Here is a 22,223-nt window from a genome sequence, read left to right as displayed (position 1 = left end):
GAGGGTTGCCCTCGGTGCCGGGGCGCGGGCACCCGGTCCGGCGGGTTCACGCGTCCGCGACCGAGTCGAACGTCACCTCGTCCCGTCCGACCCCCTGCGCGTCGGCGTCGACCGACCGGCGCAGCGCCTCGTGCAGCTTCGCCGGGGTCAGCACCCCGAGGAATCGGGAGCCGTCGAGGACCGCCACCCAGCCCGCGTCGTGCTGGAGCATCACACCGAACGCCTGCTTGAGCGGGGCGCCGACCGGAACCCAGGCGTTCATCCGGTGCGCGAGATCGGCGACCCGGCCGTCCTGCCCGGCCAGCGCGGCCTCGTCGAGCCCGACCCAGCCGTGCAGATCGCCCCCGGCGTCCAGCACCACCGCCCAGCGGGCGCCCGCCTCCCGCATCCCGGCGGCCGCCTGCACCGCCGACTCGTCGAGCCGGGCCACCGCGGGCTGTTCCAGGTCGTCCGGCTCGATCCGGGTCACCGACAGCCGCTTCAGACCGCGGTCCGCGCCGACGAACTCGGCGACGTACGGCGTCGCGGGCGTGCCCAGGACCGCGCCGGGGGTGTCGAACTGCTCGATGCGCCCCTGCCCGTACACCGCGATCCGGTCGCCGAGCCGGACCGCCTCCTCGATGTCGTGCGTGACGAGGAGGACCGTCTTGCGCACCGCCGCCTGCATCCGCAGGAACTCGTCCTGCAACTGTTCGCGCACCACCGGGTCGACCGCGCCGAACGGTTCGTCCATGAGGAGGACCGGGGGGTCGGCCGCGAGCGCGCGGGCGACGCCCACCCGCTGCCGCTGGCCGCCGGAGAGCTGCTCCGGATAGCGGCCGCCGAACGTCGACGGGTCCAGACCCACCAGATCGAGCAGTTCGGCGGCGCGCGCCCGTGCCTTGGCCTTCTTCCAGCCGATCAGGGCCGGGACGGTCGCGGTGTTGTCGAGGATCGTGCGGTGCGGGAAGAGGCCGACCTGCTGGATGACGTAGCCGATGCGGCGGCGCAGCTTCACCGGGTCGACCGTCGAGATGTCCTCACCGTCGACGTAGATGCGGCCCGACGTCGGCTCGATGAGCCGGTTCACCATCATCATCGTCGTGGTCTTGCCGCAGCCGGACGGACCGACGAGCGTGACCAGTTCGCCCTCGGCGACCTCGAAGGAGAGGCCGTCCACCGCCGTCGTGCCGTCCGCGTACCGCTTGGTGACCTGATCGAACCGGATCATGCAGTCACGCTAACCGCGCCGCTCAGTCCCCGCTCACCAGGATCACCTCGAGGGTGCGCGGTCCGTGCACTCCCTCGACCCGGTCCAGCTCGATGTCGCTGGTCGCGGACGGTCCCGAGATCCAGGTCAGCGGGCGCGTCGGGTCGAGCCGTTCGAGGGCCTGCGGGACGGCGGACACGACCTGGTCCGGGACCCGGACGACCACGAGGTGATGGTCCGGGACGAGGGTGATCCGGCGTCGGCCCTGGTCGGGGGAGGCGTCGAGGACGATGGTGCCCGTCTCGGCGACCGCGACCGCGCAGCCGGTGACCACGCTCTCGACGCGGTCCAGTTCCGCGGCTGTGCTGACCGCCCGGTCGTGGATGCGCGGCGGGTCGGCGGCGGACATCCACTCCGGCGGCAGCCCCGGCGGGACCAGCACGGTCTCCGGCCCGCGAGCGGAGAGGAGCCGCATGATCAGGTACGGCAGCTCCTCGGAGTCCGTGCGGTGCACGATCGCCCGGTAGTCCGCGAGGTTCTTCGCGAGCAGGTCGACCGTCTGCTCCACGGTCCGCTCGCCGTGCTCGCGCAGATAGTTCCGGTCGATGTCGGTGTCGTACGACACCGGTTCGCCGGCCGGGCCGCCGAGCGCCCGCCTCACCCGGCCCAGGACCACGTCCCTGCTGCTGCTCACTTGCCCGCTTCCTTTCCGCCGTTCGTCCGCTGCCACCAGTCGCGGAAGGGCTCCGCGGGCACCTCCGGGAGATCCCGGGTCGCCGTCCACGCCTTTCCGGGGCCCGGGATCGTCCGGGGGTGGAAGCGGCGGGTGCGCGAGGCGAGGCGCTGGCCGGTGGCGAGCACAGCCGGGTGGGTGAAGGTCCAGCGGGCGGCGCGCATCGCGGCGCGCTCCGCCGCGTGCCCCTTGGCGGGCTTGAGGGTGACCTTGGTGCCGCGCCGGGTCACCTCGCCGCCCTGCACGACCCGCTCGCGCAGATGGACGAGGACCTCGGGGATGTCGATGGCGACGGGACAGACCTCGTAGCAGGCGCCGCACAGCGAGGACGCGTAGGGCAGCGAGGCGTCGATGTCGCTCGCGGTGCCGCGCAGTTGCGGGCTGAGGATCGCGCCGATGGGGCCGGGGTAGACCGAGCCGTAGGCGTGGCCGCCCGCCCGCTCGTAGACGGGGCAGACGTTGAGGCAGGCGGAGCAGCGGATGCAGCGCAGCGCCTGGCGGCCGACCTCGTCGGCGAGGGTGTCGGTGCGGCCGTTGTCGATCAGGACGAGGTGGAAGGTCTGCGGGCCGTCGCCGTCGGTGGTGCCCGTCCACATCGACGTGTACGGGTTCATCCGCTCGGCCGTCGAGGAGCGGGGCAGGGTCTGGAGGAAGACCTCCAGGTCGCGCCAGGTGGGCACGATCTTCTCGATGCCGACGACCGAGATCAGGGTCTCGGGCAGGGTCAGGCACATCCGGCCGTTGCCCTCGGACTCGACGACGACGAGGGTGCCGGTCTCGGCGACCATGAAGTTGGCGCCCGAGACGCCGACCTTGGCGCGCAGGAACTTCTCCCGCAGGTGCAGCCGTGCGGCCTCGGCGAGTTCGGCCGGGGTGTCGGTGAGTCCGTCCGGGGCCGGGCGGCCCCAGCGGCCCATCTCCTTGTCGAAGATGTCGCGGATCTCGCCGCGGTTGCGGTGGATGGCGGGGACCAGGATGTGCGAGGGGCGGTCGTCGCCGAGCTGCACGATGAGCTCGGCGAGATCGGTCTCGTACGCGTGGATGCCCTCGGCCTCCAGGTGTTCGTTGAGGCCGATCTCCTGGGTCGCCATCGACTTGACCTTGACGACCTCCGTCTCGCCCGTGTCGCGGACGAGCCGGGTGACGATCCGGTTCGCCTCGTCGGCGTCGGCGGCCCAGTGGACGGTGCCGCCCGCCGCCGTGACCGACTCCTCCAACTGGACCAGATAGTGCTCCAGATGGCGCAGCGTGTGGTCCTTGATCTGCTTGCCGGCCTCGCGCAGCAGCGCCCAGTCGTCGAGCTCGGCGACGGCGCGGGCCCGCTTGTCGCGGATGGTGTGGGTGGCGTGCCGCAGATTGGCGCGCAGGGTGGTGTTCCGTACGGCGTCGTGCGCGGCCTTCGGGAAGGCGGGCATGCCGACAAAAGTGCCGCTCATGACAGGGGGTCCTCCTCCGTGCTCGCCAGGATCTCCGCGATGTGCACCGGCCGCATGCCGACCTTTAGGCGCGACAGGGTGCCGCCGATGTGCATGAGGCAGGAGTTGTCGGCCGCGCAGAGCGTGTCGGCGCCGGTCGACTCCGCGTTGCGGACCTTGTCGGTGCCCATCGCCGCCGACACGTCGGAGTTCTTCACGGCGAAGGTGCCGCCGAAGCCGCAGCACTCCTGCGCCCCCGGCAGCTCCACCAGCTCAAGTCCCTCGACCGCTCTGAGGAGTTGGGTGGGGCGGTCGCCGAGGCCGAGCGAGCGCAGGCCGTGGCAGGTCGGGTGGTACGTCACCTTGTGCGGGTAGTACGCGCCCACATCGGTGACGCCCAGCACGTCCACCAGGAATTCGGTCAGCTCGTACGTCTTCGGGATCACCGGCGCGAGGGTCGCCGCGAGGCGGTCGCCACGGCCCTCCGCGCGCGCCCGTTCCCCCATGCGCGGGTACAGCTCGCGCACCATCGCCGCGCACGAACCGGACGGCGTGATGATTGCGTCGTAATCACCGGAGGCGATCCCCGGCCCGAAGACATCGGAGTAATGGCGGGCCAGCGGCTCGGCCTCGCGGCGGTACCCGGTGTTGTAGTGCGGCTGCCCGCAGCAGGTCTGGGCGGCCGGGAAGTCCACCTCCACGCCCAGTCTGGTCAGCAGTTTCACCACGGCACGGCCCGTATCCGGGTACAGCGTGTCGTTGACGCAGGTCAGGAAGAGCGCGACACGCATCGTGGCCCCTTCAGTTGTCGGTGCGGCTCGGTCATCGGATGGGTACAGCGGATGCGTGCAGCGTACGTGGTCGGCGGCGCCCGGTCACGAGGTGGTGACCCGGACGTGCGCGGACGTCCATGCCGCACGATCGCCGCGCGGCTCGTACCGGGTCAACGGCTGGGTACTGGCGAGGAGTTGCCGCATCGCCGCGAGATCGCCCACGACGCCGTCGGCGCGCGCCTGCACGAGGACGTTGCCGAGCGCCGCCGCCTCGGCGGGACCCGCCACCACCGGCAGGCCGCAGGCGTCGGCGGTGAGCTGGCACAGCAGGGCGTTGCGGGCCCCGCCGCCGACGATGTGCACGACGTCGACCTCGCGGTCCGCGAGCCGTGCCGCGTCCATGACGGCCCGGCGGTGGGCGAGGGCGAGCGAGTCGAGGATGCAGCGGGTCGTCTCGGCGCGGGTGCGCGGCTCGGGCTGGCCGGTCGCCCGGCAGGCGGCGGCGATCCGGCCGGGCATGCCGCCGGGCGCCAGGAAGTCGCTGTGGCCCGCGTCCACCACCGACCGCAGCGGCTCCGCCCGCGCCGCGGCGTCGAGGAGGGCGGTCACATCCGGCTCCCCCCAGTCGCGTTGGCACTCCTGGAGCAGCCACAGGCCCATGATGTTGCGCAGGTAGCGGACCGTGCCGTCGATGCCGAGTTCGTTGGTGAAGTTGGCCGCGCGGCTCTCCTCGGAGCGCACGGGCGCGGTCAGTTCGAGGCCCGCGAGGGACCAGGTCCCGGTGCAGATGTAGGCGAAGTGCGGGGTGGTGGCCGGCACCGCCACGACCGCCGACGCCGTGTCGTGGGAGGCGACCGTCGTCACCGGGACCGGACCGGTCAGGCCGGTCTCCTCCAGGACGTGCGGCAGAAGTTCACCGGCCGGGTCGCCCGGGCGGCGCAGGGCGGGGAAGAGCCCGAGGTCGATGCCCGCGCGGGCCGCCAGGCCGTGCGCCCAGTCCCCGGTGCCCGGGTCGATGAGCTGGGTGGTGGAGGCGTTGGTCAGCTCGGTGCCCGCCCGGCCGGTGAGCCAGTACGTGAGCAGGTCGGGGATCAGCAACAGCTGCTCGGCCGAACGGAGTTGGACGGTGTCGCGGGCCGCCGCGAGCTGGTAGAGGGTGTTGAAGGGCGCGTACTGGATGCCCGTGGCCGCGTACAGCTCGGACGGCGGGACCGTCGCCCAGACCCGCTCCGCGATCTGTTCCGTACGGGTGTCGCGGTAGTGGAACGGGTTGCCGAGAAGCCGCCCGTCGGCGTCGAGCAGGCCGAAGTCGACGGCCCAGCTGTCGATGCCGAGGGAGCGCACCTGGCCCGCCGCGCGCAGCCCGTCGAGGACGCCCGCGTACAGGGCGAGGATGTCCCACTGGAGGGCGTCGCCGGTGCGGACCGGCCGGTTGGGGAAGCGGTGGGACTCCGTCAGGGTGAGGGTGTCCGGGGTGACCCGGGCGGTCATGACGCGGCCGCTCGATGCGCCCAGGTCTATCGCGGCGTAGGGGAGTTCGGGCATGTGTGGGCTCCGGGGTGGTGCTGGGGACGGTAGCGGGGACGGGTGGGCTGAGGTCGGGGGCGTGTGAGGTCGCCCCCGCCTCCCCTTCCCGTTCCCGAACCGGGGGCTGCCCCCGGACCCCCTTGCGGATCGTGTTCGTGTGCGGGTGCGTCGTGGTGGCTCGCGCGGTTCCCCGCGCCCCTGGCGGGGCGTGTCCGGGTCAGCGCAGGAAGGCGGCCGCCACTCCCGCGTCCACCGGGACGTGCAGGCCCGTGGTGTGGGTGAGGTCCCCGCCGGTGAGGGCGAACACGGCGTTCGCGACGTGTTCGGGCAGGACCTCCCGCTTGAGCAGGGTGCGCTGGGCGTAGAACTCGCCGAGCTTCTCCTCCTCGATGCCGTACGTCGCCGCGCGCTGCGCGCCCCAGCCGCCCGCGAAGATGCCGGAGCCGCGCACGACCCCGTCGGGGTTGACGCCGTTGACGCGGATGCCGTCACCGCCCAACTCGGCCGCGAGGAGCCGTACTTGGTGGGCCTGGTCGGCCTTGGTGGCGGAGTAGGCGATGTTGTTGGGACCCGCGAAGACCGCGTTCTTGGAGGCGATGTAGACGATGTCGCCGCCCATGCCCTGGGCCTTCATCACCCGGGCCGCCTCGCGGGAGACGAGGAAGGAGCCACGGGCCATGATGTCGTGCTGGAGGTCCCAGTCCTTGGCGGTGGTCTCGAGCAGTGGCTTGGAGATGGAGATGCCGGCGTTGTTGACGACCAGGTCGACACCGCCGAAGGCGAGCGCGGCGGCCTTGAACGCCTCGGCGATCTGCTCCTCGGAGGTGACGTCCACCTCCACCGCGATCGCCCTGTCGGTGCCGCCCAGTTCCCCGGCGACCGTGGCCGCGCCGTCGGCGTTCAGATCGGCCACCACGACACACGCGCCCTCGGCCGCGAGCCGGTGGGCGATCGCCCGGCCGATACCGCTGCCCGCACCCGTCACCAGGGCCACGCGGGTGGCGAGCGGCTTGGGCTTCGGCATCCGCTGGAGCTTGGCCTCCTCCAGGGACCAGTACTCGATGCGGAACTTCTCCGACTCCTCGATCGGCGCGTACGTGGAGACCGCCTCGGCGCCCCGCATCACGTTGACGGCGTTGAGGTAGAACTCGCCCGCCACGCGCGCCGTCTGCTTGTCCTTGCCGAACGAGAACATGCCGACGCCGGGGACGAGGACGATCGCCGGGTCGGCGCCGCGCATCGCGGGGGAGTCGGGGCTCGCGTGGCGCTCGTAGTAGGCGGAGTACTCCTCGCGGTAGGCGGCGTGCAGTTCCTTCAACCGGGCTGCCACGGCGTCGAGTTCGGCCGTCGGCGGCAGGTCGAGGACCAGCGGGCGGACCTTCGTGCGCAGGAAGTGGTCGGGGCAGGAGGTGCCGAGCGCGGCCAGCCGCGGGTGCTCGGCGGAGGCGAGGAAGTCCAGCACCGGGGCGGAGTCGTCGAAATGGCCGACCTGCGGGCGGTCCGTGGACGCCAGCCCGCGGATCAGCGGGGCGAGCGCGGCGGCCCGTGTCCGCCGCCCGGCCGCGTCGAGCGCCGCGTACCCGTCGATCGCCGGGCCGAAGGGCTCGTCCTTGCCGTGCTCGGCGAGGAACGTCTCCGCGGTACGGATGATGAACAGGGAGTTCGCCTCGCACTGTTCGGTCGTGTCGCCCCACGCGGTGATGCCGTGGCCGCCGAGTATGCAGCCGATCGCCTGCGGGTTCGCGGCCTTGATGGCGGCGATGTCCAGGCCGAGCTGGAAGCCGGGCCGACGCCACGGCACCCACACCACCTTGTCGCCGAAGACCTGCGCGGTCAGCTTCTCCCCGTCCGCGGCGCAGGCCAGCGCGATACCGGAGTCGGGGTGCAGGTGGTCGACGTGGGCGGCGTCCACCAGACCGTGCATGGCCGTGTCGATGGAGGGCGCCGCGCCGCCCTTGCCGTGCAGGCAGTAGTCGAACGCGGCGACCATCTCGTCCTCGCGCTCCACGCCCGGGTACACCTCGGTCAGCGCGCGCAGCCGGTCGATGCGCAGCGCGGCGAGGCCGGTCTCGGTGAGTGTGCCCAGGTCGCCGCCCGAGCCCTTCACCCACATCAGCTCGACGTCGCCGCCGGTCACCGGGTCGGGGGCGAGCGCCTTCGCGGAGGTGTTGCCGCCGGCGTAGTTGGTGTTGCGGGGATCGGCGCCGAGCCGGTTGGAGCGCTCCAGCAGAGCGGCGACTTCAGGATGCACAGCCATGAAAGGTCCTAGAGGTTGCGGAGAGGAGGGGAGTCGGGTGCCGTCGATGACGGGGCCGGGCAGGGCTCAGGCGCCCCAGCCCGCCTGTTCGCCGCCCACCCGCTCGGCCACGATCCGCTCCTGCCACCCGCAGGCCGCGTATCCGGCGACCGGGTCGGGGTTGAGGCCCCGCTCCTCGCGCCACTCGGCGAGCAGCGGCCGTACGTCGGTGTTGTAGGCGTCCATCAGCGCGGCGTTGGCCGCCAGCACATCACCCGCGGCCTGCGCCGCGCGCAGCGCCTCGCGGTCGACGAGCAGCGCCTTCGCCGTCGCCTCCTGCACGTTCATCACGGAGCGGATGACCGCCGGGATCTTCGCCTCGATGTTGTGGCACTGGTCGAGCATGAACGCCACGTTCGTCGCCGGGTCGAAGCCGCCGTTCCCGGCGACCTCGAACAGGATCCGGAACAGCTGGAACGGGTCGGCGGCGCCCACCATCAGGTCGTCGTCGGCGTAGAAGCGGGAGTTGAAGTCGAAGCCGCCGAGCTTCTTCTCGCGCAGCAGCAGCGCGACGATGAACTCGATGTTGGTGCCCGGCGCGTGGTGGCCGGTGTCCACGACGACCTGGGCCTTGTCGCCCAGCTTCACGCACTGGAGGTAGGAGGTGCCCCAGTCCGGCACGTCCGTCGCGTAGAAGGCCGGCTCGAAGAACTTGTACTCCAGGAGCATCCGCTGGTCGTCGCCGAGCCGCTCGTAGACGGCCGCGAGCGATTCGGCGAGGCGGTCCTGGCGGGCCACGATGTCGTCCTGGCCGGGGTAGTTGGTGCCGTCCGCGAACCACAGCTTCAGGTCCTTCGACCCCGTCGCGTCCATGATGTCGACGCAGGTCAGCAGGTGCTCCACGGCCTTGCGGCGGATCTTCGGGTCCGGGTGGCAGACACTGCCCAGCTTGTAGTCGTCGTCCTGGAAGGTGTTGGAGTTGATCGCCCCCAGTTCCAGGCCGCGCTCCTTCGCGTACGCGCCGAGCGCCGCGTAGTCGTCGACCGTGTCCCAGGGGATGTGCAGCGCGACCTTCGGGGCGATGCCGGTGAACTCGTGCACCTTCGCCGCGTCGTCCAGCTTCTCCCGGGCGGTGCGTGGCACGCCGGCCTGGGCGAACACCTTGAACCGGGTGCCGGAGTTGCCATAGCCCCAGGACGGTGTCTCGATCCGCTGGTTGGCGAGTGCGGCCTTCACGGCAGCGATGTCAGGCATGTCCACCTCTGAGTGCGCGGGTAGCCGCATGCCGCCGGTCGGAGCGGGCATGGGCGAGGAGCGGGAAATCGTGAGCCATGGTGCGTGAATCGATTCACTTCGGTGGGGAAGTTAGCCCCGGGGGCGGCGGCCGTCAAGAGGTCGCGCGTGAGGTCAACTGCGTTACGCAATCGTGTCGCACGTCGTACGATCCCTCTGGCCCGTACCTCTTGACCTCTTCGCCGGGGCGGGGCTAGCTTCCGGGCAACTTCACTGAAACATTTCACGCCGGATGGCCGGGACGTCCGTCCGATGCCCTCGGCCACCGCTCGTGCACGCGGCACGGCACCGGTCCACCCCCTCTCGCAGACCCACGGAGACATGTCATGACGCATCCCGAACCGGAGACGACTCCGGTCCTCGCGCTGGAGGAGGTGAGCAAGTCCTTCGGCGCCGTACGCGCCCTGCGCGGCGTCGGCCTGCGCCTGTACCCCGGCGAGGCGCACGCCCTGGCCGGTGAGAACGGCGCGGGCAAGTCGACGCTGATCAAGACCCTGGCCGGGGTGCACCGGCCGGACACCGGGAGGGTGCTGCTCGACGGCGCGCCGGTGGAGTTCCACAACCCCGCCGACGCCCGGGACGCCGGCGTCGCCGTCATCTACCAGGAGCCGACGCTCTTCCCCGATCTGTCGATCGCCGAGAACATCTTCATGGGCCGCCAGCCGCGCCGCTCCCTCGGCCGCGTCGACCACCGCGCGGTCAACGAGGCGACGGCCGCGCTCTTCAAGCGGCTCGGCGTCGAACTCGACCCGGACCAGCCCGCCCGCGGTCTGTCCATCGCCGACCAGCAGCTCGTCGAGATCGCCAAGGCGCTCTCCTTCGACGCCCGCGTCCTGATCATGGACGAGCCGACCGCCGCCCTCACCGGCAGCGAGGTCGCCCGCCTCTTCGGCGTCGTAAGGACCCTGCGCGAGCAGGGCGCCGCCGTGCTGTTCATCTCGCACCGCCTGGAAGAGATCTTCGAGCTGTGCCAGCGGGTCACCACCCTGCGCGACGGCGCCTGGGTGAGCAGCGAACCGCTCGACGGGCTGAGCGAGGACGACCTCGTGCGCCGCATGGTCGGCCGCGACCTCGACGAGCTCTACCCCAAGCAGGACACCGAACTCGGCGAAGTCGCCCTCAGCGTGCGCCGGCTGACCCGCGAGGGCGTCTTCACCGACGTCTCCTTCGAGGTCCGCCGCGGCGAGATCGTCGGCCTCGCCGGACTCGTCGGCGCCGGCCGCAGCGAGGTCGCCCGCGCCGTCTTCGGCGTCGACCGCTTCGACGGCGGCGAGGTCGAGGTGCTCGGCAAGAAGCTCAAACCCGGCGCCCCGAGCCTCGCCATGCACGCGGGCCTCGCCCTCGTCCCCGAGGACCGGCGCGCCCAGGGCCTGGTGATGGACCTGTCCATCGAGCGCAACATCGGACTCACCGGCTTCGCCGACACCAGCCGGGCCGGCCTGATGAACCGCAGGGCGGAGCGCAGCCGCTCGCTGGACTGGGCGGTCAAGCTCCAGGTGAAGTACGCGCGTCTCGCCGATGTCGTCGGCACCCTGTCCGGCGGCAACCAGCAGAAGGTCGTCCTCGCCAAGTGGCTGGCCACCGGACCGCAGGTACTCATCGTGGACGAGCCGACGCGCGGCATCGACGTCGGTACCAAGGCCGAGGTGCACCGCCTCCTGTCGTCGCTCGCCGCCGAAGGCGTCGCCGTGCTGATGATCTCGTCCGACCTGCCCGAGGTACTGGGCATGGCCGACCGGGTGCTCGTCATGCACGAGGGGCGGCTCGCCGCCGAACTCTCGCGGAGCGAGGCCAGCGAGGAGTCCGTCATGGCCGCTGCCACGGGGAGGGCCGCGTGATGTTCGCCGTATCGCCGTCGGGGGGCGTCCGTTCGTCGGCGGGTGCGCCCAGTGCGTGGTCGCTCGCGCAGTTCCCCGCGCCCCTGAGCTCCCTTGAGGTGGCTGGATCATGACCGTAACCGCCCCATCTGTGCGGGAAGACGCCGTGCCCGCGTCCACTGCCGGACGGCGTTTCATCGACAAGGTGTTCAAGGCCCGCGAGCTGGCCGTGGCCGGCGTGCTCGTGGTGATGCTGCTCGCCACCGAGCTGTCCAACACCGAGTTCCTGTCCGAACAGGGCGTCAAGGACCTGCTCCTGAACGCCACCATCCTCGTCCTCGTCGCCACCGGCCAGGCCGTCGTCGTCATCACCCGCAACGTCGACCTGTCCGTCGGCTCGGTGCTCGGCATCTCCGCCTTCGCCGCGGGCAACTACCTTCAGGGCGGCGGCAGTTCGCTGATCGCCGTGGTCTACGCCGTCGTCATCGGTGCCGTGTTCGGCGCCCTGAACGGCGCGCTCGTCAGCCTCGGCAAGGTGCCCGCCCTCGTCGTCACCCTCGGCACGCTCTACGTCGTCCGCGGCATCGACTCCATCTGGGTCGGCTCCGAACAGATCGTCGCCGCCGACCTGCCCGACGGCTTCGTCGACTTCGGCCACGACGGCCTGTGGGTCGTGCCCTACCTGGCGCTGCTCGCCCTCGCCGTGCTGCTCTGCGTCGGCTACTACCTGCGCAGCTTCCGCAGCGGCCGGGAGATGTACGCGCTCGGCTCCAGCCCCGAGGCCGCGAACCTCGCCGGCATCCCCGTCCGCAAGCGCATCATGACCGCCTACGTGCTGTGCGGCGCGCTCGCCGGACTCGCCGGCGCCCTCTACCTGGCCCGCTTCGGCAACGTCGACTCCGGCACCGGCAACGGATACGAGCTCACCGTCGTCAGCGCCGTCGTCGTCGGCGGCGTCGCCTTCACCGGCGGCTCCGGCACCGTCTACGGCGCGGCTCTCGGCGCCCTGCTGCTGACCTCCATCAACAGCGTGCTGCCCGCCATCGGCGTCAGCTCCGTCTGGGTCACCGCCATCAACGGCGTCCTGCTGCTGCTCGCCATCGCCGTCGACCGGATCCTGGCCCTGCGCGTCGCCGCCGTGCTCCGCAAGCAGGCCGCACAGATGAGGAGCGCCCGCCATGCGTGACACCTTCAAGGCTGAATCCCTGAGAAGCGTGGTGCGCTGGGACACCGCCGTCGGCGCCCTGCTGATCGTGCTGCTGCTCTGCTCGTTCTCGTTCGTCGACAACTTCGGCAACGCGCTCAACGTGTCGTTCCTGATCGGCAACACCCTGCCGATCGCCCTGATCGCCCTGCCCATGACGATGCTCGTCATCTCGGGCGAGGTCGACCTGTCGGTCGGCTCCACGGCCGGTCTGTCCGGCGCGGTCATGGGCGCCCTGTGGAACAACGGCATGGCCATCGAGACGATCATCCCGGTCTGTCTGCTGCTCGGCGTCGTCTGCGGCCTGGTCAACGGCCTGCTCGTGACCCGCCTCGGGCTGCCGTCCCTCGCCGTCACCATCGGCACCATGGCCGCCTACCGCGGCATCGCGCAGATCGTCCTCGGCTCCGACTCGGTCACCGACTTCCCCTCGCAGTACCTGGACTTCGGCGCGGGCCGGTTCGGCGACACGTTCATCCCGTACGCCGCGCTGCCGTTCGTGATCCTCCTCGCCGTCGCCGTCGTCGTCCTGCACGCCACCCGCGTGGGCCGCTCGCTGTTCGCGATCGGCGCCAACGAGGAGGCCGCCCGGTTCGCCGGCGTCCGTGTCAAGCGCCTCAAGCTGTCCATGTTCGTGACGACCGGCCTGCTGTCCGCCCTCACCGGCGTCTTCTGGGCCCTGCACTACGCCAGCGCCCGCTACGACAACGCCACCGGCCTCGAACTGTCCGTCATCGCCGCCGTCCTCCTCGGCGGCATCGACTTCGACGGCGGCAAGGGCACTCTCGGCGGCGCGATCGCCGGTGTCTTCCTGCTCGGCTCGCTGCAGAACGTGATGAGCCTGCTCAACGTCTCCTCGCAGTCCCAGATCGTCGTCACCGGCGTCCTTCTCGTGATCTCCGTCCTCGCCCCGCGCGTCGGCCGGCAGATCGCCCAGACCAGGGCCCGCCGCAGGACCGCCGCGGCGCCACCGCCCGCGCCCGCGGCCACCTGACCCGCTGCCCCCTCGCTCCTCGCACGTCCGTCCCGTCCACACCAGCGCTAAGGAACCCTCATGTCCGTCACCGCCCGAACCCGCCGGCTCACCGCGGCGCTCGCCGTCACCACCGCCCTCGTCGTCGGCGCCACCGCCTGCGGCGGCACCACGAAGGACGACGCGAACAAGGAGTCGGTCAAGTCCAACGCCGCGGGCAAGGCCGACCCGAACGCGGCCACCAAGAAGGGCCTCACGGTCGCCTTCCTGCCCAAGCAGGTCAACAACCCGTACTTCACGACCTCCGACAACGGCGGCAAGAAGGCCCTCCAGGAGCTCGGCTCGACGTACAAGGAGGTCGGCACCAGCAGCGGCACCGACACCTCCGGCCAGGTCTCCTACGTCAACACCCTCACCCAGCAGCAGGTCGACGGCATCGCCGTCTCCGCGCAGGACCCGGGCGCCCTGTGCACCGCGCTGAAGCAGGCGATGAAGAACGGTGTCAGCGTCGTCACGTACGACTCCGACACCAAGGCCGACTGCCGCAACGTGTTCGTCTCGCAGGCCTCCGCCGAGGACCTCGGCCGCACCCAGGTCCAGCAGATCGCCAAGCAGATCGGCAACAAGGGCGAGATCGCGATCCTCTCGGCGGCCCAGACGGCCACCAACCAGAACACGTGGATCGACTACATGAAGGACGAGCTGAAGAAGCCCGAGTACAAGGACATCAAGCTCGTCAAGACCGCCTACGGCGACGACGACGCCCAGAAGTCGTTCCAGCAGACCCAGGGCCTGCTCCAGGAGCACCCGAAGCTGAAGGGGATCATCTCCCCGACCACCGTCGGCATCAAGGCCGCCGCCCAGTACCTGTCCGGCTCCAAGTACAAGGGCAAGGTCAAGCTGACCGGCCTCGGCACCCCGAACGACATGCGGGCCTACGTCAAGAACGGCACCGTCGACGCGTTCGAGCTGTGGGACCCGGCCAAGCTGGGCGCGCTCGCCGCGCACACCGCCGTCGCCCTGCAGTCCGGCCAGATCACCGGCAAGGAGGGCGAGACGTACAAGGCCGGTGACATGGGCGAGTTCACCATCGGCAAGGACGGTGTCGTCTCGCTCGGCAAGCCGACCGTCTTCGACAAGGCGAACATCGACCAGTTCAAGTTCTGAGGAGTGTCGATGCAGCGCGTCTGCTTTCTGCTCAAGGTCAAGGCGGACCGGATCGACGAGTACCGCGCCCGCCACGAGAACGTGTGGCAGGAGATGCGGGACGCCCTGACCGCCACCGGCTGGCACAACTACTCCCTCTTCCTGAGGGACGACGGACTGCTCGTCGGCTACCTGGAGACGGAGGACTTCGACAGGGCCCGGGCCGCCATGGACGCCACGGACGTCAACGCCCGCTGGCAGGCCGAGATGGGTTCCTTCTTCGAGGAACTGGACGGGCAGGCACCGGACGCCGCGATGCGGCCGCTCACCGAGGTCTTCCACCTTGCCTGAGCGGCCGGGCCGCCGGTCCACGGCAGGCATCAAGGACGTGGCGCGCGTCGCGGGAGTCTCCGTGGGTACCGTCTCCAACGTCCTCAACCAGCCGCACCGGGTCTCCGAGGCGACCCGGCGGCACGTCCAGCAGGTCATCGCCCGCCTCGGCTACGTCCGCAGCGAGTACGCCCGTCAGCTGCGCGCGGGGCGCAGCCGCATGATGGGCCTGCTCGTGCTCGACATGGGCAACCCGTTCTTCGTCGATGTCGCGCGCGGCGCCGAGCGCGCCGCGCGCGACGCCGGGCTCGGCGTCATGGTCTGCAACAGCGGCCAGGACCCGGCGGAGGAGAGCGAATACCTCTCCCTCTTCGCCGAGCAGCGGGTGCGGGGCGCGCTGATCACCCCGGCCGACCCCAGCGGCAGCACCCTGCGCGACTTCCGGCGGCACGGCATCCCGTACGTGGTCGTGGACCGGGTCGCCGGCGACGAGGAGGGCTGCTCCGTCGCCGTCGACGACGTGTCGGGCGGCGCCCTCGCGCTGCGCCATCTGGTCGCGGGGGGCCACCGCTCCCTCGCGTACGTCAGCGGGCCGCCGCACCTGCGCCAGGTGCAGGACCGCAGGGAGGGCGCCCACAAGGCGCTCGCCGAGGCGGGGCTGCCGTCGACCCTGCTGCGCGAACTGCCCACCGAACGCCTCGACGTGGCCGCCGGCCGCGACGCGGGGGCTCGCCTCCTCGGGCTCGCTCCGCGCCCGACCGCCGTGTTCTGCGCGAACGACCTTCTCGCGCTCGGGGTGCTCCAGGCGTTGTACGCGGCCGGAGTGCGGGTGCCCGAGGACATGTCGATCGTCGGCTACGACGACATCGAGTTCGCGGCGGCCGCCACGGTGCCGCTCACCTCGGTGCGTCAGCCTGCGCTCACCCTGGGCACGATCGCGGCCGAACTGTTGCTCCAGGAGACCGGGGAGCGGGCCGCTGAACATCGGCATCAGCATGTCGTGCTGCGGCCGGAGTTGGTGGTGCGGGGGTCCAGCCGGGGGGTTGGCTGAGGCGGTCGGGTGGGTGCGGCTCCGGTGGGGGCTGGTCGCGCAGTTCCCCGCGCCCCTGAAGGCATGCGCTGCGCGCAGCCTCCCCTGGGCGAGCGGAGCTCGCTTCCAGGGGCGCGGGGAACTGCTTGACCAGCCCCCACCGGCCGGCAGCCGACCCCGCACCCCCAGCCCGGTCAGCGCACGGTGCTCGTCAGCCGGTACCGCCCCGCGGGCACCGTGAACGTCGCGACGCCGTCCGCGAAGCCGGTCGCCCGCACCCCGGCGACCTTCGCCAGCGGTGTGCGCCCCTCCCGCACGGAGTCGGCGGACACCGCGGGCAGCTTCAGCGTCGCCGTGGTGTTGCCGGGGACGGCCGCCTCGTAGGTCAGCGTCCCGTCCTTGGCCAGCGACCACGCGCTGCTGATCTCGCCGTACGGCGACAGGAACCGGCCCTCCGCCCGCGTGATCGTGCCGGTCGGGTCCAGGTGCGGCTGGAGGGTGAAGCGCTGGAAGCCGGGGTGGTCGGGGTCGCCCGCGATGCCGGCCATGTACGCGTACATCCACTCGGCGATCGCGCCGTACGAGTAGTGGTTGAACGAGTTCATCTCGACGGGCCCGAAACCGTCCTCCTTCGAGTACGAGTTCCAGCGCTCCCAGATCGTCGTGGCGCCGTTCTTCACCGAGTACAGCCACGACGGCATCGCGTCCTGGTGCAGCAGCTTGTACGCGAGGTCGGCGCGGCCCTCGTCGGTGAGGACCGGCGCGATGACGTTCGAGCCGAGGAAGCCGACCGAGAGGGTGTTCTCCGCGTACTCCACGCGGGCGCTGTCCGGGTGGGCCGCCTTGTACGCGGCGTCGTTGCCGATGTTGTCCGCCAACAGGCCCACCAGGGAGCGGCGTTGGGCTTCGGTGTCGTAGAAGCCCAGCTTCAGGACCCACAGCAGCGCGGACTGGCTGTTGTCCTCCGGGTCGCCGCCCATGGGCGGCTTGCCGCCGATGCTCGACTTCACGGTGATCGTGTCGCCGTCAACCTGGACGTACTTGGCGAGGAACGCCTTGCGGATGCTCCCGAAGAGGCCGTCGTACGCCTTGGCCTCGCTGTCGCGTCCCGTGGCCCGGCCCATCTGTGCCATCAGGCGGACGCTGTACGCGTAGTAGACGTCGCTCATCAGCTGCGTGCCGGTGTTCTGGAACGCCAGCCAGTCGGCGAAGATCGCACCCTGTCCCGCGTAGGTGTCGCCGCCCTTCTCCTTGATCCAGTCGAGGTAGTGGGCCATCGCGTCCCAGCTGCGGTCGATGATCGTGGCGTCGCCGCTCATCTGCCACACCGTCCACGGCACGATGACCCCGCAGTCGGCCCAACCGCTGCACGGAGCCGCCGCGTTGTACCGGTTGCCGGGTGCCACCGCCGTGAACTGGGCGCCGTCGACGCCGTAGATCTTCTGCGACTCGATGAGGATCGACTCGAAGTGGCTGAGGAACGGGACGGCGTCGCGGGTGTTGTACAGGCCGGTGTGCGAGAAGACCTGGGTGTCGCCGGTCCAGCCGAGCCGCTCGTCGCGCTGCGGGCAGTCGGTCGGCACCCACAGATAATTCCCGCGCTGGCCCCAACGCACGTTGCTGATCAGCTGGTTGATGTCGTCGTCGTCCGTGCTCAGGCTGCCCGTGTCGTGCAGCGAGGACGTGCCCACCCTGCCGACGAGCCCGGAGAAGGTGACCTCGGTGTCGGCCGTCGTCACCTCCACGGACACGTACCGGAAGCCGTAGAAGGAGAGCGAGTCCTCGTGTGTCTCGCCGCCGTCGGCTCCCTTGAGGACGTAGGTGCTCGTCGACTTCGCGGAGCGCAGGTTGGCCCGGTAGAGCGAGCCGGCCGGGCCGTCCGCGCCCGCGCTGTCGTCGTTGAGCATCTCGCCGGTCTTCACGACGAGTCGAGCGCCGGACGGACCCCGCACCGTGTAGCGGGGGACACCCACCATGTTCTGACCGAGGTCGAACACGGCCGTGTCGCCGGTGCGCAGGGTGACCGGCCCGGGTTCCTTCGTCGTCGAGCGGTCCGGGTCGGGGACGATCTCGCCCTTGCCGTTGGCGCTGGACGATTCGCCGGTCACCTTGTCGTAGACGGTGACGGACTGCGGCGTGCGGTCCCAGGCGTCCATCAGGCGGGCGGTCTCGCCAGGGTAGGCGACGAGCTTCGCGTCGGGGAACTTCGCCCCGTAGCCGACCTGTTCGACGTCCGCCCACTTCGCGGCGTCGAAGCCCGCGGCCGCCCAGCCGTCGAGTTCCTCGCGGGCGTCGTAGGTCTGCCCGTCGTAGATGTCGTCGGCCCGGTAGGGGCCCGTGTCCGTGGCCTTCCAGCCGCTGCCCTCCTTCGTGACCAGGGACTGCGTCGACCCGTCGGTGTAGCGGACCAGCAGCCTGGCCTTGAGGGCGAGGGGGTTGCCGTCCTTCGAGTAGTACGTACTGCCCTCGGATATCCGGGCGTTGTACCAGCCGTTGCCGAGCACCGCGCCCAGCGTCACCGTCTCGCCGCCGCCCGCGACCAGGTCCGTGACGTCGTACGTCATGTAGTTCACGGTCATGTCGTAGTTGGTCCAGCCGGGCGTGAGCAGTTCGGTGGCGGGGCGCCCGTCCTGCGCCACGGTGACGCGCTCGCCGTTGACGTACGCCTCGTAGACACCCAGCGCCGACACGTACAGCCGGGCCTCACGGACCTTCTTGCGCGCGGTGAGCGCCGCCTCGGCGCGCAGCTGCGGTGCGCCCGCCGAGTTCGGGGCCTTGCCCTTCATGCCGACCCACTGCGCGCCGTCCCAGTGGGTGACGCCGTCGGTGCTCAGCAGGCCCGTCTCGAACCAGGAGGGCTTCGAGGTGCCGACCGGGCGGCCCTTGTCGTCCCAGGCGGACACCGCCCAGAAGTACCGTGTGGACGGCTTGAGTCCGGGCCCGTCGTACGCGACGGCGACCGAGTCGGCCGAGGCCACCCGGCCGCTGTCCCAGACGTCGGCGCGCCCGGCGGCGAGCCGGGCCGCGGAGGACGCCACCTTGATCCGGTAGGCGCCCTGCGCCAGGCCGCGCCGCTGCGAGCCGAGCCGCCAGCCGAAGCGCGGACGGGTGGCGTCCGTGCCGAGCGGATCGACGCGGTGCTCGACGGTCAGCCCGGTCACGGCGTCGCCGTCGTCCGGTGCGGTGGGCGCCGCCTGTGCGGGGGAGGCGGTCGCGAACGTGCCCGCCGCGGCCATGACGGGCACGGCGCCCGCGGTCGCGGCCAGGACGGTCCTGCGACGGATGTCGCTGCTCATCTTTGAGGTTTCCCTTCGACGGTGAAGGTGCTCTGGATGGTGGGGGAAGCGATTTCCAGGGGTGTGGCAGGGATGGGTGTGTGGGGGTGGGTGTGGGGGCGCCGGTCAGGTGCGTACGGTCGCGCGGGCGTACGGGACGACGCGCACGGGGCCTGTCAGCCCGTAGTCCTGCCGCTTGCCCGCGCCGAACACGGCGGGCTGGGCGACACGGAGCCGGTTGAGCAGGGTCGTCGCCACCTCGACCTCGATCGTGTTGGTGCCGCGGCGCAGCCGGGTGCCGAGGTCGGCGACGCGGGTGAGCTGGTCGACGGGCGGCAGCTCCCGTCCGTTGACGGTGATCCGGAACGTGTCGAAGACGGCGCCGAGTTCGAGCAGCGCGCCGTGCCCGGCGGGGTCCCAGTCGTCGCCCAGGGTGAGCGTCGTGCGGTAGGTGCCGATGCCGGACACGTCCTCCAGGCCGGGGATCTGCGACCAGGCGGCCAGTGTGCCGAGCGTCAACTCGTGCCGTTCATGAGTGGTTTCGGTGGCGCTCCGGCCCGGCTGCCAGTCGTCGACCGTCAGCGTCCAGGAGGTGAGCGGGACGGGGGACGGGACCGCGCCGACGGTGGTCGTGACCGTGCGGCCGGTGTCGAGGGTGGTGGTGTAGCGGCCCGCGGCCGACGCCCTGATCTCCAGGCGGCCGCCCTGTCCCGCGCGGACGTCGTCGGCCTGCGTGGCCGTCGCGTGCCGCTTCGGCGTGCCGCCGGACGGCCGGGTGAGGACGACGACGGTGACCGCGCCCGGCTGGAGGTCCACCGTGAGCCGGATCCGGCCGTCGTCCGTGCGCGTGTACAGGGCGACGGGCGTGACCTCGCCCGTCCACGGGTCCAGGCGGTACGGGACGGCGCCCTTCACGTGTGAGGCGAGGGTGACGTCGTGCGTGATGCGGGTTCCGGTCGAGCCCTTCTTGCTCACCGCGTCGTTGGCGAAGAAGTACAGGTCGGTGTCGCGGTCCGCGCGGTGGGCGTGGAGCAGCATCGACGTCTCGGCGTACTCGACGTCACGGCGCAGACCGAGCGCGGCGATGGCCTCGGGCACGTCGGGGCGGTCCGCGACCGTGTGGACGGTCTTCAACGTCTGCAGTTCGGCGAGGAGTTGACGCAGGCGGTCGTCGTCCCCCGGACCGGCGAGGCCCGGGACATGCGCGTCGGACCAGTCGCCGATGAGGATGACGGGCAGGCCCGCGCGGGCGTAGGCCAGCAGTTTGCGGGCGACGTCGAGCTGGAGCGTGTGCTCGCGGTTGATCATGATGTCGCCGTCGACGACCAGGGCCTTGAGCGCGGGGCCCTCGGGAGCCAGGCGGCCGTCGCGGACCACCGCCGACGGCAGGTCGAGCAGGCGCGGGCTGAGGAACGTGTGGGTCCAGCCGACCGGCACGCCGTCGCTGGTGAACCAGGGCGCCCCGAGACCGGATCCCGCGTAGCCCTTCTGCCGCAGCACGCCGATGTCGACCTTGTTCACACCGGTCTGCAGCACCTCCTGCACCCGGGAGAGGAAGCCGGCGACCTGCGGGGTGTGCCGCCACAGCGGCTGGCGCGGCCCCCACGCCTCGCCGTACCCGGCGGCGCCCTTGTACGGGGAGAACGCGGCGAAGCCCGGCCAGGCGGCGCCCGGCGCCTCGGCGTACGCGAAGCCGTGGAAGACGGCCTGGTTGACCCCCGCCGCGTACTGGGTGACCAGCTTCTTCAAGGTGTCCGACCATGTGGTCGCGTAGGCGCCGCCGGCCGTGCCGCCCGCCTCGTTCGACACCAGCGGGCGCCCGCCGAAGTCGCGGCCGCCCGCCAGGCAGCGGAAGTCGTCGAGGTTCTTGAAGCCCAGCGACTCGCCCTCCGTGACGTCCAGGAGCGCCGACTTGTAGATCGCGTCGGTCTCCAGGCCGTACGGCTGGATGCGCAGCTTCAGGCCGAGGGTGTGCGCCCACGTCTGCAGCGGGCGCAGGTGATGGGCGACGTACAGCTCGGTGACGACCTCCATCACGTCGCGGCGGACCGGCTTGTCGAGCGCCGACCCGAAGCTGAAGACGTACTTCTCCTTCTTCTCGACGAACGCCGCCAGGTAGGGCAGCAGCGAGTAGCCCATGCGGCGCTCGAACTCGGCGGGCAGGGCGGGGGTCCACAGCGTGGCGTCCGTCTCGATCTCGATCGAGTCCTCGAAGAGGGTGCCGCCCGTCTCCTTCAGCAGCCGTCGGATCGACGGCGTGAGGATGTGCTGCTCCCAGAAGTCGGTGACGGCCCGGGTGCCCGCGTCGCTGAAGTGGTCGACGACGTAGGCGAGGGGAGTGGTGTGGTCACGGCCCTCGGGGCGCTGACCGGAGCCGCGCTCCCAGTAGGCGACGATCAGCCAGGTCCCGCCGTCGTCCGGCGCGGTCCATGACAGGCGACCGCCCGTGACCCGGTCGCCGAGGTCGGTGACGGTCGACTGGTCGAGGACCACCGGCACGGCCGTCGGCGCACTGCCCGACGCCACCCGCGCCGCCTGCACCAGCAGCAGCCGCTCGTCCTTCACCCCGTCCTCGGCCGCGGTGACGGCGGCCGGAACCGCGCCCTCGTAGGTCGCTCCCGACGCCAACTCGGCCACACCGTGGGCGAGCTCCTTGGAGGCCGCGGCGCTGTCGGGCGTGATCGACGGCACGGCGGCCGGCCAGGCCGGGCCGATCGTCAGGTCCACCACCACGTCCCGCTTCGCCGCCTCGCGCAGCGCCGCCTCCACCGCCGCGCGCCAGGCCGGAGTGCCCCAGCCGTAGCGGACCGTGTCGAGCTGCCGGTCCATGCTGTGGGTGACCGCCGCGATCTCCACCCCGCCGAACCCGGCCGCCGCGATCTGCCGGATCTCCCGGGCGATCTCCGCGGTGTCGACCAGCGCGTCGGGCCACCACCAGCGGAACTTCGGGCGCACGGCCGGCGCCGGAGAGCGCGGCAGGCCGAACGCCGCAGCGGATCCGTCCGAGGACGCCGAAGCGGTTGCCTCACCGGTCGCGGCCAGCGGCAGCGCCGTCGCGGCCCCGGCCAGGGCACTCATTCTCAGCACGGTCCGGCGGCGCAGGCTCATGGCTCTCCTCGTCCCTGGTCACAGGGCAGTTGAACGGTTTCAAACGATTCAATGCGGGGTGGAGGAACCTACGTGCCCCGGTGGCCAGTGGCAAGAGGTGTGCATCAAACGCACCTGTGCAAGTGGATTGACAGGCGATGCGGCCGCGCGCAAAGTTACCGACGGCGCTGAGCG

Annotated in this window: 15 protein-coding genes; 6 read left to right on the top strand and 9 right to left on the bottom strand. The window is 71.4% G+C overall.

What is annotated here, in order from left to right:
• Positions 1 to 46 precede the first annotated feature (46 nt).
• From ABZ930_RS22525 to rhaI, 7 genes are all read right to left on the bottom strand, one after another.
• Positions 47 to 1,210 carry a betaine/proline/choline family ABC transporter ATP-binding protein gene (locus ABZ930_RS22525; protein ID WP_361550415.1) on the bottom strand — a complete coding sequence of 388 codons (1,164 nt, stop codon included), beginning with the start codon at positions 1,208 to 1,210 and terminating at the stop codon, positions 47 to 49.
• Between the two features lie 22 nt (positions 1,211 to 1,232).
• Complete coding sequence (locus ABZ930_RS22520) at positions 1,233 to 1,883, bottom strand: LUD domain-containing protein (RefSeq protein WP_361550413.1); 651 nt, start codon at positions 1,881 to 1,883, stop codon at positions 1,233 to 1,235.
• Entirely contained in the window at positions 1,880 to 3,358 is a 1,479-nt protein-coding gene (locus tag ABZ930_RS22515) for a lactate utilization protein B (RefSeq protein ID WP_361550411.1), read from the bottom strand. Before ABZ930_RS22515 ends, ABZ930_RS22520 begins: the two co-directional genes overlap by 4 nt.
• Positions 3,355 to 4,128 carry a (Fe-S)-binding protein gene (locus ABZ930_RS22510; RefSeq protein ID WP_361550409.1) on the bottom strand — a complete coding sequence of 258 codons (774 nt, stop codon included), beginning with the start codon at positions 4,126 to 4,128 and terminating at the stop codon, positions 3,355 to 3,357. The genes ABZ930_RS22515 and ABZ930_RS22510 overlap by 4 nt, the downstream gene beginning before the upstream one ends.
• Before the next feature lie 84 nt (positions 4,129 to 4,212).
• A complete protein-coding gene (locus ABZ930_RS22505) occupies positions 4,213 to 5,655 on the bottom strand; it encodes a rhamnulokinase family protein (RefSeq protein WP_361550407.1) in 1,443 nt (480 codons plus the stop codon).
• Between the two features lie 199 nt (positions 5,656 to 5,854).
• Positions 5,855 to 7,894: a bifunctional aldolase/short-chain dehydrogenase gene (locus ABZ930_RS22500; RefSeq protein ID WP_361550405.1), complete on the bottom strand. Its 2,040-nt coding sequence runs from the start codon at positions 7,892 to 7,894 to the stop codon at positions 5,855 to 5,857.
• Between the two features lie 66 nt (positions 7,895 to 7,960).
• Complete coding sequence (gene rhaI / locus ABZ930_RS22495; protein WP_361550404.1) at positions 7,961 to 9,127, bottom strand: L-rhamnose isomerase; 1,167 nt, start codon at positions 9,125 to 9,127, stop codon at positions 7,961 to 7,963.
• 365 nt (positions 9,128 to 9,492) lie between these two features.
• Between rhaI and ABZ930_RS22490 the strand changes: the two genes are divergently transcribed.
• From ABZ930_RS22490 to ABZ930_RS22465, 6 genes are all read left to right on the top strand, one after another.
• Positions 9,493 to 11,004 (top strand): sugar ABC transporter ATP-binding protein, encoded by a 1,512-nt coding sequence (locus ABZ930_RS22490; RefSeq protein ID WP_361550402.1) that lies wholly within the window; start codon positions 9,493 to 9,495, stop codon positions 11,002 to 11,004.
• Between the two features lie 109 nt (positions 11,005 to 11,113).
• The gene (locus ABZ930_RS22485) at positions 11,114 to 12,169 is read left to right on the top strand and encodes an ABC transporter permease (RefSeq protein ID WP_361550400.1); all 1,056 of its coding nucleotides are present in this window, start codon (positions 11,114 to 11,116) and stop codon (positions 12,167 to 12,169) included.
• Positions 12,162 to 13,181: an ABC transporter permease gene (locus ABZ930_RS22480; protein WP_361550398.1), complete on the top strand. Its 1,020-nt coding sequence runs from the start codon at positions 12,162 to 12,164 to the stop codon at positions 13,179 to 13,181. Before ABZ930_RS22485 ends, ABZ930_RS22480 begins: the two co-directional genes overlap by 8 nt.
• A gap of 60 nt (positions 13,182 to 13,241) precedes the next feature.
• On the top strand, positions 13,242 to 14,327 hold the full coding sequence (gene rhaS, locus ABZ930_RS22475; protein ID WP_361550396.1) for a rhamnose ABC transporter substrate-binding protein: 1,086 nt from the start codon (positions 13,242 to 13,244) through the stop codon (positions 14,325 to 14,327).
• A 9-nt stretch (positions 14,328 to 14,336) separates the two neighbouring features.
• Positions 14,337 to 14,657: an L-rhamnose mutarotase gene (locus ABZ930_RS22470; RefSeq protein ID WP_361550394.1), complete on the top strand. Its 321-nt coding sequence runs from the start codon at positions 14,337 to 14,339 to the stop codon at positions 14,655 to 14,657.
• Positions 14,650 to 15,687, top strand: coding sequence for a LacI family DNA-binding transcriptional regulator (locus ABZ930_RS22465; protein WP_361550392.1), 1,038 nt, complete (start codon positions 14,650 to 14,652; stop codon positions 15,685 to 15,687). The genes ABZ930_RS22470 and ABZ930_RS22465 overlap by 8 nt, the downstream gene beginning before the upstream one ends.
• Before the next feature lie 173 nt (positions 15,688 to 15,860).
• On the opposite strand, the gene ABZ930_RS22460 is transcribed toward ABZ930_RS22465, so the two are convergent.
• Positions 15,861 to 18,962 (bottom strand): family 78 glycoside hydrolase catalytic domain, encoded by a 3,102-nt coding sequence (locus ABZ930_RS22460; protein ID WP_361550390.1) that lies wholly within the window; start codon positions 18,960 to 18,962, stop codon positions 15,861 to 15,863.
• A gap of 105 nt (positions 18,963 to 19,067) precedes the next feature.
• Entirely contained in the window at positions 19,068 to 22,019 is a 2,952-nt protein-coding gene (locus tag ABZ930_RS22455) for a glycosyl hydrolase (RefSeq protein WP_361550388.1), read from the bottom strand.
• Positions 22,020 to 22,223: the final 204 nt, after the last annotated feature.

This window comes from Streptomyces sp. NPDC046716 (assembly GCF_040645755.1).
Lineage (GTDB): Bacteria > Actinomycetota > Actinomycetes > Streptomycetales > Streptomycetaceae > Streptomyces.
This window is presented reverse-complemented; position numbering and strand designations above follow the sequence as displayed.

Excerpts from the sequence above, each read along its gene's own strand:
- ABZ930_RS22510 (WP_361550409.1), bottom strand. The coding sequence starts at position 4,128 with ATGCGTGTCGCGCTCTTCCTGACCTGCGTCAACGACACGCTGTACCCG.
- ABZ930_RS22480 (WP_361550398.1), top strand. The coding sequence starts at position 12,162 with ATGCGTGACACCTTCAAGGCTGAATCCCTGAGAAGCGTGGTGCGCTGG.
- ABZ930_RS22460 (WP_361550390.1), bottom strand. The coding sequence starts at position 18,962 with ATGAGCAGCGACATCCGTCGCAGGACCGTCCTGGCCGCGACCGCGGGC.
- rhaS (WP_361550396.1), top strand. The coding sequence starts at position 13,242 with ATGTCCGTCACCGCCCGAACCCGCCGGCTCACCGCGGCGCTCGCCGTC.
- ABZ930_RS22515 (WP_361550411.1), bottom strand. The coding sequence starts at position 3,358 with ATGAGCGGCACTTTTGTCGGCATGCCCGCCTTCCCGAAGGCCGCGCAC.
- rhaI (WP_361550404.1), bottom strand. The coding sequence starts at position 9,127 with ATGCCTGACATCGCTGCCGTGAAGGCCGCACTCGCCAACCAGCGGATC.
- ABZ930_RS22455 (WP_361550388.1), bottom strand. The coding sequence starts at position 22,019 with ATGAGTGCCCTGGCCGGGGCCGCGACGGCGCTGCCGCTGGCCGCGACC.
- ABZ930_RS22525 (WP_361550415.1), bottom strand. The coding sequence starts at position 1,210 with ATGATCCGGTTCGATCAGGTCACCAAGCGGTACGCGGACGGCACGACG.
- ABZ930_RS22505 (WP_361550407.1), bottom strand. The coding sequence starts at position 5,655 with ATGCCCGAACTCCCCTACGCCGCGATAGACCTGGGCGCATCGAGCGGC.
- ABZ930_RS22490 (WP_361550402.1), top strand. The coding sequence starts at position 9,493 with ATGACGCATCCCGAACCGGAGACGACTCCGGTCCTCGCGCTGGAGGAG.
- ABZ930_RS22500 (WP_361550405.1), bottom strand. The coding sequence starts at position 7,894 with ATGGCTGTGCATCCTGAAGTCGCCGCTCTGCTGGAGCGCTCCAACCGG.
- ABZ930_RS22485 (WP_361550400.1), top strand. The coding sequence starts at position 11,114 with ATGACCGTAACCGCCCCATCTGTGCGGGAAGACGCCGTGCCCGCGTCC.
- ABZ930_RS22470 (WP_361550394.1), top strand. The coding sequence starts at position 14,337 with ATGCAGCGCGTCTGCTTTCTGCTCAAGGTCAAGGCGGACCGGATCGAC.